Annotated in this window: 9 protein-coding genes; 2 read left to right on the forward strand and 7 right to left on the reverse strand. The window is 66.0% G+C overall.

Annotated features, from left to right (window positions below; genetic code table 11):
- A complete protein-coding gene (locus tag CLM73_RS26275; RefSeq protein WP_105240934.1) occupies positions 1 to 1320 on the forward strand; it encodes a pyruvate dehydrogenase complex dihydrolipoamide acetyltransferase in 1320 nt (439 codons plus the stop codon).
- 8 nt (positions 1321 to 1328) lie between these two features.
- The gene (gene lpdA, locus CLM73_RS26280; RefSeq protein WP_105240935.1) at positions 1329 to 2726 is read left to right on the forward strand and encodes a dihydrolipoyl dehydrogenase; all 1398 of its coding nucleotides are present in this window, start codon (positions 1329 to 1331) and stop codon (positions 2724 to 2726) included.
- Positions 2727 to 2784: 58 nt separating this feature from the next.
- Here the strand turns inward: lpdA and CLM73_RS26285 are convergent, their stop codons facing one another.
- The 7 genes from CLM73_RS26285 to ilvD form a co-directional block, all read right to left on the reverse strand.
- Complete coding sequence (locus tag CLM73_RS26285) at positions 2785 to 3666, reverse strand: LysR family transcriptional regulator (RefSeq protein WP_105240936.1); 882 nt, start codon at positions 3664 to 3666, stop codon at positions 2785 to 2787.
- Positions 3667 to 3798: 132 nt separating this feature from the next.
- On the reverse strand, positions 3799 to 6201 hold the full coding sequence (locus CLM73_RS26290) for a TonB-dependent siderophore receptor (protein ID WP_158685944.1): 2403 nt from the start codon (positions 6199 to 6201) through the stop codon (positions 3799 to 3801).
- A 234-nt stretch (positions 6202 to 6435) separates the two neighbouring features.
- Complete coding sequence (locus tag CLM73_RS26295; RefSeq protein ID WP_105240938.1) at positions 6436 to 7422, reverse strand: FecR family protein; 987 nt, start codon at positions 7420 to 7422, stop codon at positions 6436 to 6438.
- A 12-nt stretch (positions 7423 to 7434) separates the two neighbouring features.
- Complete coding sequence (locus CLM73_RS26300; RefSeq protein WP_105240939.1) at positions 7435 to 7938, reverse strand: sigma-70 family RNA polymerase sigma factor; 504 nt, start codon at positions 7936 to 7938, stop codon at positions 7435 to 7437.
- Positions 7939 to 8026: 88 nt separating this feature from the next.
- Positions 8027 to 9382, reverse strand: a complete 1356-nt coding sequence (locus CLM73_RS26305) for a type II toxin-antitoxin system HipA family toxin (protein ID WP_105240940.1) — start codon at positions 9380 to 9382, stop codon at positions 8027 to 8029.
- A 2-nt stretch (positions 9383 to 9384) separates the two neighbouring features.
- Complete coding sequence (locus CLM73_RS26310) at positions 9385 to 9645, reverse strand: helix-turn-helix transcriptional regulator (RefSeq protein WP_105240941.1); 261 nt, start codon at positions 9643 to 9645, stop codon at positions 9385 to 9387.
- A 235-nt stretch (positions 9646 to 9880) separates the two neighbouring features.
- Positions 9881 to 11749, reverse strand: a complete 1869-nt coding sequence (ilvD, locus tag CLM73_RS26315) for a dihydroxy-acid dehydratase (RefSeq protein ID WP_105240942.1) — start codon at positions 11747 to 11749, stop codon at positions 9881 to 9883.
- Positions 11750 to 11851 lie beyond the last annotated feature (102 nt).

Here is an 11851-nt window from a genome sequence, read left to right on the forward strand (position 1 = left end):
GTGGCATACCTCATCAAGCTCCCTTCTGTAGCCGCCGACGCCTCGGGCGGCATCCTGCACCAGTGGCTCATGCAGGAAGGCGACCGCGTTGCCGTGGGCGACGCGCTGGCGGAAGTCGAAACCGAAAAGGCCATCGTCGAAATCAACGCCGAACAGGCCGGCGTGCTGGGCCGCATCGTGGTCCAGGCCGGGCCGGCGTCGGTGCCGATCAACACTGTGATTGGCGTGCTGATCGCGGACGGCGAGGACGCGGCGGCGATTGATCGTGCGCTGGCTGAGCACGGTGGTGCGGCCGTTGCAGCGGGGTCGGCTGCTGGGTCCGCTGCTGGCGGGGCAACGGGCGCCTCGGCGGCGGCTGGTGCAGCGTTGGCCTCGGGATCGCCGTCTGGCGCGTCTGCCGCCGCCCCGCAGGAAGCCGGCAACGCAGCCGCGCACGCCGCATCCTCGACCGCAGCCGTCCCCGGCGGCCGGCTCTTCGCCAGCCCCGTCGCCCGGCGCCTTGCCGCGCAGTGGCACGTCGACCTGCTGGGCGTCACCGGCACCGGCCCGCATGGCCGCATCGTGCGGCGCGATGTTGAAGCCGCGCGCGACCGTGCGCCTGCCGCCGCGCCACTTTCCGCCCACCCCGCTGGCCGGCCGGCCGCACGCCGCGTGCCGCACACCGGCATGCGCCGCGCCATCGCGCGCCGCCTCACCGAAAGCAAGCAGCACGTGCCGCACTTTTACCTGACGGTCGACTGCCGCATGGACGCGCTGCTCGCCCTGCGCGCGCAGGCCAACCACGGCGGCGCGGTCAAGCTGTCGGTCAATGACTTCATCGTGCGCGCCGCCGCCCTGGCGCTGCGCGAGGTGCCCGAGGTCAACGCGTCCTGGCACGACGACGACATCGAATACCACGCGGGCGCCGATATCTCCGTGGCGGTGGCCACCGACGGCGGCCTGGTCACGCCCATCGTGCGCGACGCCGATGTGAAGTCCCTGTCCGTCATCGGCGCAGAGATCGTCGAGCTGGCCAAGCGCGCCAAGGTCAACCGCTTGAAGCCCGAGGAATTCACCGGCGGCTCGCTGACGGTCAGCAATCTGGGCATGTACGGCATCAGCCAGTTCGCCGCCATCATCAATCCGCCGCAGGCCGCCATCCTGGCCGTCGGCGCGGCCGAACGCCGGCCGGTGGTGGACGCCGATGGCCAGCTGGTTGCCGCCACCGTGATGACGGTGACGTTGTCGGCCGACCATCGCGTCGTGGACGGCGCGGTCGGCGCACGCTGGCTGGCCGCCTTCCGCGCGCTGATCGAAAACCCTGTGCGCATCCTGCTGTGAGCCCCGCCATGACGAAGACGAGTTTTGATCTGGTGGTGGTGGGCGGCGGACCGGGCGGCTACGTGGCCGCGATCCGCGCCGCGCAGCTGGGTATGTCGGTCGCGCTGGTCGAGCGCGCCGAACTGGGCGGCATCTGCCTGAACTGGGGCTGCATTCCGACGAAGGCCCTGCTGCACAGCGCCACCGTGCTGCGCGCCTGCCGCGAGGCCGCGCACTACGGCGTGACGGGTGCGGGCGGGGCGCGCCCGGATCTGGCCGCGATGGTCGCCCGGTCGCGCAAGGTGGCCGGCCGGCTGGGCCAAGGCGTGGCGCATCTGATGAAAAAGAATGGCGTCACCGTGTTCGCCGCCAGCGCCAGACTTGCCGGGTCCGGCAAGCTGGCGCTGGACGACGGCGCCACGCTGTCGGCCAAGCACATCATCCTGGCCACCGGCGCACGCGCCCGCGACCTGCCGGCGCTGCCCGTGGGCGAGCGCATCTGGGCCTACCGGCAGGCGCTGGTGCCGACCGAGATCCCGAAGTCACTGCTGGTCGTGGGCGCGGGCGCCATCGGCGCCGAGTTCGCCAGCTTCTATCGCGCGGTGGGTGCCGAGGTCACGCTGATCGACATGACGCCGGAGATTCTTCCGCAGGAAGACGCCGAGATCTCGCAGCTGGCGCGCAAGGCCTTTGAAAAGCAAGGCATCCGCGTGCTGACGCGTTGCGCGGTGACGGCCTCGTCCACCACGGCCGACGGCGTCAAGGTCACGCTGGAGCACGAGGGCAAGAAGCTCGAACAGACCTTCGACCGCGTCATCGTCGCCGCCGGCATTGTCGGCAACGTCGAGAATCTGGGACTGGAGAAGACGCGCGTCAAGGTCGAGAAGACGCACATCGTCACCGACGACCTGTGCCGCACCGGCGAGTCCGGCGTCTACGCGATCGGCGACGTGGCCGGCGCCCCATGGCTTGCCCACAAGGCCAGCCACGAAGCCGTGCTGTGCGTCGAAGCCATCGCCGGCCTGCCCGTGCACGCCATCGATCCGCTGCGCATTCCCGCCTGCACGTATTCCTACCCGCAGGTCGCGAGCATCGGCATGACCGAAGCCCGCGCGCGTGAACACGCCACGAAGACTGGCGGCGAAATCCGCGTCGGAAAGTTCACCTTCGCCGGCAACGGCAAGGCGATCGCGATGGGCGAGGACCAGGGCCTGGTCAAGACGGTGTTCGACGCCAAGTCAGGCGAACTGCTCGGCGCGCACATCATTCACCCGGAGGCGTCCGAGCTCATCACGGGGTATGGCGTGGCGGCGTCGTTGGAAGCGACCGAAGAAGACCTGATGCACACCGTGTTCGCCCACCCAACGCTGTCGGAAACGCTGCACGAGTCGGTGCTGGCGGCGTTTGGAAGAGCGCTGCACGCGTAGCAGTTGTCCACAGGTGTCAGACACCCTCCACTGAGGTGTCAGACACCCGCGCATCACCTCAAATCCTGCCCGCGTAAAAATCCAGAAAACACGCGATACGCCGCGACAGCTGCGTGTTGCGGTGATACACCGCGTGCATCGGCTGCAGGTGATCGGTGTATTCGCTTTCAAGCACTTTCACCAGCCGCCCCGCCTCGATATCCTCGCGCACCACAAAGTCCGACAGGCACGCGATGCCGACGCCGCGCAGCGCCAGTTGCCGCTGCGTCTCGCCGCTGGACGTCGCAAGCGTCGGCGTGGCCTGAAAGCTGGAACCGCCGGCATGACGTAGCGGCCAGAGGTTCAGGCTTTCCGGCTGCGTGAAACCCAGCACCTCGTGATCCGCCAGATCCTCCACCGTGCGCGGCGCGCCACGCCGCGCGATGTAATCGGGACTAGCCATCATCCAGCGCGGCGACGGCCGCAGCGTGCGCGCGTGCAGCGTGGAATCGGTCAACGGCCCCATGCGCAGCGCAACGTCGGTGCGATGCTCCATCAGGTCCACGATGCGGTCGTTGCTGGTGAGTTCCAGCGAGATCTCCGGATACGCACGCCGGAACTCGGCAACGTGGGGCACCACGCAGTGCAGCATCACCGGCACCGACGCGTCCACACGCAAGCGGCCCGCAGGCCGCTGATGCACCATGCGCATGCACTCCTCGGCCTCTTCCAGCGCCGCCACGATCTGGCGCGCCTTGGGCAGAAAATGCCGGCCCTCTTCGGTCAGCTCCATGCGGCGCGTCGTCCGGTTCAGCAGCGTGACGCCCAGGTCCTCTTCAAGCCGATGCAGGCCACGGCTGACGCCGGATGCGGTCTGGCCGAGCATTTCGGCGGCGGCGCTCAACGACCCGGCGTCGACCACGCCAAGGAAGAGGCGCAGGGCTTCGGAGTTCAGGGACATGATTTCGGGACCCGGGAAGAGATTGGGGGATTTTATCGGTTCGTCATCGTCGGCCCATCCCCAAAAAGCGCCCGGCGCTGCCAGCCCGGTAGTCAATAGCGGGCAGCGCTCCACACCAAAACCTCATCCGGCTTAGAAGGCGTACTTTACCGTCAGCATCGCTTTTTGCGGCGATCCATAGAACCCCTGCCCGTCGCCCGTCAGATCGAAGTACTTCTTGTCGAACAGGTTGCTGATGTTCAACTGCGCCGACAGATTCGGCGTGAACCGGTAATTCGCCATCACGCTGGTCAGCAGCACCGAGCCCTGTTCACGCCGGGCCTTCACGCCCGCCGACGTCGTCTGGTCGACGTACACGCCGCTGCGCCATTGCACGCCTCCGCCCACCGTCAACTTGCCCGAGGTGCCCGGCACCAGATAGGTCGTGAACAGGTGCGCAAGATTCTGCGGGCGGTACGTGTTGAACCGCTTGCCCTCCGCGTCGCGCACCAGCGCGCGGGAGAAGCCCGCCGTCAGTTGCCATCCCGGATTCACTTCGCCCGACGCCTGCAACTCGAAACCTTCGCTGGTCAGTCCTTTGGCGCCGCGATAGGCGAACTCCGACGTGCCATCGACGAAGCGCGAGCCATCGCGCTCGGCCACGTTGTCCTCTTCGATGCGGAACACCGAGAAAGAGGTGCTGAGCCTGCCGTCGAGATAGTCGGCCTTCACGCCCGTCTCGTAGCTTTTGCCTTGGACAGGATCCAGATACCTGCCGCTGGCGTCGCGATATGCCTGCGGCTGGAAGATGTCGGTATAGCTGACATAGCCGGTGTAAGTGTCGTTGAAGTCGTAGACCACGCCGGCGTATGGCGTGAACTCCGTGCTGCGCAGCTCGTCGTCGCCGCTGTCACGCACCCAACGATTCTGCCGGCCGCCAACGATCAGTTTGAGCGAATCCGTGACCGACAGGCGCAGCGCGCCGTATGCCGCGGTCTGGCGCGTCTTGTTCTTGCCCAGGGTATTGAATTCGCCCCAACCCGGATCCGGGTAGGAGCCATCCCATTCGAATATGTTGCCCACGGGACTGGTATTGAGGGCGGGATAGTTGCCATAGCGCAGCGTGGACCTGCTGCCAACGAGGCCGAACACGGCTTCATGCTGGCGTCCGAACAATTCGAACGGCCCGCCCGCCTGGATCGAAGCGCTGTTCTGATCGAACTCCTGGTGCGAGCGGTTCAGCCAGACGTTCAGGCCCATTCCGGTATCGCGATCCGGTTGCCCCATCAGATACAGCAGCCTGGAATCGTATTCACTGTCGAGCCGGCTGACGTTGGCGGTGATGTTCCAGCCGTTGTCGAACTGGTGCTCCACCGAGGCGTAGATCGTGTTGTTGGTAGTGCTCCAGCGCGTCCAGTCGGCCCCGATGCTGAAGCTGCGCCGCCAGCTTGCCGGCGAGCCGTCGCTGTACAGCATCGGCAGTCCGCCCCACGTCACGTCGGTCGGCCGTTTGTTCTGGTGCTCGAAGCCTACGCGCACGGTGGTGTTGGCCGTCACGTCGGCCTCTACCGTGGCCAGAAAGGCCTGATTGCGCGTGTGGTAACGGTCCAGATACGAATCGCGCTCTTCCATCATGCCCGCCACCCGGGCCCGCACAGAGCCATCGGCGTTGACCGGCGTGGACAGATCCACCGTCGCACGGCGGTCATCCCAGGACCCGATGCCCAAGCTGACCGCGCCCGTGAACTCCTTGCTCGTGGCGCGCTTGCGCACCACGTTGACCGATGCGCCCGGATTGCCGGTGCCGGTCATCAGACCGGTCGCGCCGCGCACGACTTCGACGCGATCGTAAAGAATGGGATCGAAGTTCGACGTGCCGAAGAAATCGTTTTGCGTGGACACCGGCATGCCGTCGTAGGAATAGCTGTCGACATAAAAGCCACGCGAATGGATATCGGTGCGATCGATGTCGGATGACGTCGTCACCAGGCCCGTGACCGTTTTCAACGTTTCCCCAAGCGATGTCAGGTTCATGTCTTCGATCTGCTGGCGCGTCACCACGCTCACCGACTGCGGCGTTTCTCGCGGAGACAGCCGCAGTCCGGTCGCCGCGGTGGTTGCGCGCACCGTGTAGGAGCCCGTTCCTTCCGTGGTCAGCAGGTTGCGCCCTTCCACCGTTACCGGCTCGAGCTGCGTCGCCTGGGCGGCCGGTGGGCGCGACAAGGTGACCGTGTCGCCCCGGCGGTCATATTGCAGGCCACTGCCCGCAAGCAGACGGCGCAACGCCTCTTCGGGGGGCAGCGCGCCGGACACGGCCGGCGCCTGAATGCCTGCGACCAAGTCCTGGGCAAAGAAGATCTGCAACGAGGTCTGCCTCCCCAACTGCAGCAACGACTGCTCCAGCGGTTGGGCTGCGATGCTGATGTGCGCGGCGGGCGTCTGAGCCTGCACCCCTGCCGGCGCGCCACCCAGCGTCAGGGCCAATGACAGGGAAAGGGTGCCAAGCACGAAGGGCGTGCGTAACGCGCTCGTGCGGCTTGCAACTTCGGTATTCACGGTGTTCCGTTCCAATCAATCAAACCGGCGTCTATGCGCCACAACCCTTGGCCAAGGTTCTCCCGGAGCCCGCGCCGCATGGCAACGCACGCCCCCTCGTAGGAACAAACGAGCGGGCGCGGCAAACACCTCAACGCAAATGAAAACTATTTTGTAACCGTGCCGATTATGGCCACGCGCGGCATCCGCGGTCCGGCAGGGACTTGCGCATGGAGCAATGGGGAGGCGCCGCTGTCAGCGCGGCACAATGACTGCGCCGCCGCCGGCCAGTGGGCGTACCTGAACCGGCGCAACGGCCGGCAAGGCGGCCAGAATGTCTTGCGGCTTATCGATACTGAAAACGCCGGCCACGCGATAGTCGCGCAGCGCGGGGGCATCGAGTTTGGCGGGATGTTCCAGGTAGCGGTTCATCTCGGCCACCACCTGCGCCAGCGGCGCATTGCGGAATACGATCTTGCCCTGCCGCCACGCCAACAGGTTTTCGATCTGAACGGGTGTCGCGGCACTCAACAGCCCATCTCCGTCACGTTCGACCGATTGTCCGGCGATGAGCTGACGCTCGGCCCGGTTCCACCAGCGACCCGTGGTGACCTGCACCGAACCCGACTCCACCGCCACCCGCGAATCGTCCGAGCGCACGTCGAAGCGTGTACCGGTCACGGTCACGGTCACCGCTGGCGCATGCACGACGAATTGGCGCTCGCCATCGTGCTGAACGGCAAAAAAAGCCTGACCCGACGTCAGCGTGATATCGCGTCGCCCTTCAAAGAAGGCGACTTCCAGGCGCGTGTTCACGTTCAGGCTGACGACCGATCCATCCGGCAGTGTCACCTCGCGCCGTTCGCCGGCCTGGGTCTGAAAAGCCGCGCGGTAGGACGGCGCCTCGCTGTTGAGCAGGGGGACTGCCACCGCCGCCACCGCAGCCGCCGTGCAAGCGGCCGCCGCCCATCCGAATACGCGGCGGCGCGGCGTTGGCGCACCGCTTGTCGCGGCACGGCTGGCGGCCAGCATGGCGCGCAGCTCGTCTTGCGGCAACTGATCCGTGGCCCGCCACAGATACTCGATCTTGCGATATGCCTCATCGTGCAAGGGGTGGGCGCGACGCCATGACGCACAGGCGTCGATCTCGTCGTGCGTAGCCTCCCCCGACTGGACACGCGCGAACCAGTGCGCCGCGCGGGCACGCAGTTCGTCGGCGGAGGATTCGTCTTGGCGGGTCATCGGGAAATCATCTTAATCGGACGGCGCATGCTGCTTCAGCCTTTCACCGATGTGTTGCAGCGCACGGATCATGTGCTTTTCGACCATACTGCGCGAAATACCCATATCCGCCGCAATCTCGGCATGGGTCCAGCCTTCCAGCCGGTGCTGCAGATAGACGCGCTGACAGGCAGGCGGTAGCTCCTGCAGCGCCGCCATCAGCGCCGTCAACAGTTCGCCAGCGTAGTACGCGGACTGCCCGTCCGCCACCGTCGGATGCTCACGCTCGGCAAGCTCATCGATTGCCCGCACCGGCAGGATGGCACGGCGCCGGTGCTGGTCGATCACGCCATTTGAGACGCCGCGCGCCAGATACGCGCGCGGTTCCTCGATATCCACGATGCCGCGTTCAAGCAGCTTCACCGCCACGTCCTGAACGGCATCCTCGCCATCGGGCGAGTTCTTGTTGCGCCATGCGCCAAGCAACTCGCGGTAATGAGCGAGCCAGCCTTGCTTGCGCTTGAGCGATGCAGACATTCGAGCCGGGCGAAGATCGGGAAGACGCGAATAATAGCAATTATTCTCATTCCGAGGCATCTAGCGCCGTGCCGCATGCACGCCTTGGCTATCCCGCCAGTCTGTCGGCCGCGGCTTGCAGGCCCTGGAGGATGGTATCGGCCACGTGCTCGGGAAACGCGGGCGGCAATACGTCTCGCACCGCGCGCACCACTTGCGGCGTACGCGAAACCAGGTCGTCGACCACCGCCTCCACGCCCCGGCCGTCCGGCGCCACGACACCGTGTTCCGCACCGACGGCGAGCCAATGCCGCCGCAGGATGTCGCGCATGAGCCAATGGGTGTTCTTCGTGCGCACAGCCATGGCCATGCGTGCCTTGAACGGCGACAGCTGGTTGGCGCCGGTACCGATGACGGGATAGGCAGACAGTACGTCGTACAGCGGCGTGAGCTCGTACGCGCCGCCGGGCCGCAGAAAAATGCTGAAGTTCTTTGCGTGGCCATCGGTGGCGCGCAACATCCAGAACAGGACCTGCGATTGGAAAAACGTGCGCCGGTCGCGATCGGGCTCGCGCGAGGTGGCCAGCAGCTTCATGATGCTGCGCACGCCCGGGCCGCCGTCGGATTCGTACTTCAGATGCGGCGGCGTTCCCGTCGCTTGGCACATGTCTTCCTGCGGCAGGCGGATCAGCCAGCGCTTGCCGTCATCGTTGCGCCACCACATGCGGTCGAACCGCTCGACCGCCAGCACCTTCATGTCCTCGAACATCAACGGCTGGGTGCGAGCCACCGGCAGCCCGTACGCATGGAGGATCTCGGAGCACAGCCACTCGTTCTCCACCGAGTGGCTCATGTCGAACTTCAAGTTGCCGACGAGGCCGAGCGGCATCTTGAAGATATGCGTGGTCGGCGTGGCGCCGTGAGGCCTGCACCAGCGACCATCGAGCCACAGCATGGCCGTCTTTTCCTGCGCCCCGGCGATCGAGATGCGGAACCCGTCATCGTCATCTGCACTGTGGCCGCTCAGGGGTCCGGGCGTCAGGGTGCCGCGCAGCGCCTGGGCCACTTGCGCATCGCTGAGCGCAATGGCGTCGACCTGCGTCACGGGGTCAGGCGCGACGTCGCGGGGCATGACCTGCACAGCGCCCACACAATCGCGGCCAACTTCGGCCAACAACGAGAACGCGTCAGTGGAACCCGCCTGGAACCGCCGCGCGACTCGTTCGCGAATGTTCTGGCTGTCGGGCAGCAGGTTCTCGAAATAGCTGCGCACGGTCTGCCCGCGATGCGGCGGGTTGCCCGGCGTGAAGGGAAGCGAAAGCGAGAGTGGCCGCCCCCGGCCGGAGGCAACCCATGCCTCGTCGTATTGGAGCGTCTCGCCAATCTGGGGCTGGACGCTCCAGACGCCCACGAAGTCCCCGTTCATCCAGAGATCCAGAGCGCGGTGGTGTGAACGTCGGCCCATGGCTACCAATCCGGTGTGGCCGATGTTTTGGACGCGGAGGATTTTTCCCGTTGGCGCAACACGACTTCCACGCCCAGGATGCCGAGAATCTCCAGCAACCTGTCAGCGCCAAGCTTGCCGGCGTTGCGCTCAAACGCTGAAAGCGTCTGCTGCGTGACGCCCAGACGCAGTGCAGCCGCGGCCTGGGTCATGCCAGCCTGTTTGCGGAAGGCCCGGAGCAAGGCGGGGAGCTGGTCCGCCGTGCGGACGGTGAAGTCGGACATGCCAACCCTTGGTGGTGAGGGTTTACAGATTCTAGGTTGTAAAAATGAAATACGCAATCTAGGCTGTATTTCATAAATACAACTTATGAGCTGTATTTTCAGATTACAGCCCGCAAGCTGTAATAAGCTATGTCCCTCCTCGCGTGCACGCTAGCAACATGCGCATCGCCAGCACCACAGAAAAAAAGCGGCGCACGAAGTGCGCCGCCTTTCACATCAACCCGCCATCAACCGATCAGCGCTTGCCTTTCAGCTTGAGCTGCGACAGATCGCGCACCGCGCCGCGATCGGCCGACGTGGCCAGCGCCGCATACGCCTGCAGCGCCTGCGACACCACGCGTTCGCGGCCCACCGGCTCCCAGCCGTCGGCGCGCGCATCCATGGCGGCGCGGCGGCGGGCCAGTTCGTCGTCGGAAACCGCCAGGTGCATCTTGCGGTTGGGGATGTCGATCTCGATCGTGTCGCCTTCTTCGACCAGGCCGATCGTGCCGCCTTCGGCTGCTTCCGGCGAAGCGTGGCCGATCACCAGGCCCGACGAGCCACCCGAGAAGCGGCCATCGGTGAAGAGCGCGCAGGTCTTGCCCAGGCCCTTGGACTTCAGGTAGGACGTGGGATACAGCATCTCTTGCATGCCGGGGCCGCCCTTGGGGCCTTCATAGCGGATCACCACCACGTCGCCCGCCACAACCCTGTCGCCCAGGATGCCTTCGACAGCGTCGTCCTGGCTTTCGAAGACGCGCGCGCGGCCGGTGAAGACCCACTGCGACTCGTCCACGCCGGCCGTCTTGACGATGCAACCCTTTTCAGCGAGGTTGCCGTACAGCACGGCCAGGCCACCGTCCTTGGAATAGGCGCTTTCCTTGCTGCGGATGCAGCCCGTCTTGCGGTCGGTGTCCAGCGTCAGGAACGTGGCGTCCTGGCTGAAGGCGACCGTGGTCGGGATGCCGCCGGGGGCTGCGCGGTAGAACTTTTTGGCTTCTTCGCTTGCGTTGCCGGCCACGTCCCATTGCTGGATGGCGTTGCCCAGCGTGCCGCTGTGCACGTTGCCGCAGGACAGGTCCAGCAGGTCGGCGCGCGCCAGTTCACCCAGGATGCCCAGGATGCCGCCGGCGCGGTGCACGTCTTCGATGTGGTACTTGTCGGTGGCGGGCGCTGCCTTGCACAGGCACGGCACCTTGCGCGAGATGCGGTCGATGTCGGCCATCGTGAAGTCCACGCCGGCTTCCTGCGCCGCGGCCAGCAAGTGCAGCACGGTGTTGGTCGACCCGCCCATCGCCACGTCCAGCGCCATCGCGTTCTGGAACGCGCTCTTGGTGGCGATGTTGCGCGGCAGGACGGATTCGTCTTCTTCGACGTAGTAGCGGCGGCACAGGTCCACGACCAGGCGGCCCGCTTGTTCAAACAGGCCCTTGCGCCAGGCGTGCGTGGCGACGATGGTGCCGTTGCCGGGCAGCGCGAGGCCGATGGCTTCGGTCAGGCAGTTCATCGAGTTGGCCGTGAACATGCCGGAACAGGAGCCGCAGGTCGGGCAGGCGCTGCGTTCGACTTCGGCCACTTCGGCGTCCGACACGTTGGGGTCGGCGGCCTTGATCATGGCGTCGACCAGGTCGATCTTGGCGATGACCTTGCCGTCCGTGGGCGACTTGACCTTGCCCGCTTCCATCGGGCCGCCCGACACGAACACGACCGGGATGTTCAGGCGCATGGCGGCCATCAGCATCCCCGGGGTGATCTTGTCGCAGTTCGAGATGCAGACCATGGCGTCGGCGCAATGCGCGTTGACCATGTATTCCACCGAGTCCGCGATGAGTTCGCGCGACGGCAGCGAATACAGCATGCCGCCGTGACCCATGGCGATGCCGTCGTCCACGGCGATGGTGTTGAATTCCTTGGCGACGCCGCCGGCGGCTTCGATTTCCTTGGCCACCAGCGCGCCCAGGTCGCGCAGATGCACGTGGCCCGGAACGAACTGCGTGAACGAGTTCACCACGGCGATGATCGGCTTGCCGAAGTCGCCATCCTTCATGCCGGTGGCGCGCCACAAGGCGCGGGCGCCGGCCATGTTGCGGCCGTGGGTCGAAGTGCGGGAGCGATAGTGCGGCATGATCTGTCTCAGGCTGTAGCTGTTAGCGTGGGCGGCAAAACGCTAAATAATACGCTGCTTCCGCGCCCGGGCGCCCGCGAGCGCCCCGGAAACACACGCGCG

The organism is Achromobacter spanius (genome assembly GCF_002966795.1).
GTDB lineage: Bacteria > Pseudomonadota > Gammaproteobacteria > Burkholderiales > Burkholderiaceae_B > Achromobacter > Achromobacter spanius_D.

Coding starts and splice junctions, on each gene's coding strand:
- lpdA (WP_105240935.1), top strand. CDS start 1,329: ATGACGAAGACGAGTTTTGATCTGGTGGTGGTGGGCGGCGGACCGGGC.
- CLM73_RS26285 (WP_105240936.1), bottom strand. CDS start 3,666: ATGTCCCTGAACTCCGAAGCCCTGCGCCTCTTCCTTGGCGTGGTCGAC.
- CLM73_RS26295 (WP_105240938.1), bottom strand. CDS start 7,422: ATGACCCGCCAAGACGAATCCTCCGCCGACGAACTGCGTGCCCGCGCG.
- CLM73_RS26300 (WP_105240939.1), bottom strand. CDS start 7,938: ATGTCTGCATCGCTCAAGCGCAAGCAAGGCTGGCTCGCTCATTACCGC.
- CLM73_RS26305 (WP_105240940.1), bottom strand. CDS start 9,382: ATGGGCCGACGTTCACACCACCGCGCTCTGGATCTCTGGATGAACGGG.
- CLM73_RS26310 (WP_105240941.1), bottom strand. CDS start 9,645: ATGTCCGACTTCACCGTCCGCACGGCGGACCAGCTCCCCGCCTTGCTC.
- ilvD (WP_105240942.1), bottom strand. CDS start 11,749: ATGCCGCACTATCGCTCCCGCACTTCGACCCACGGCCGCAACATGGCC.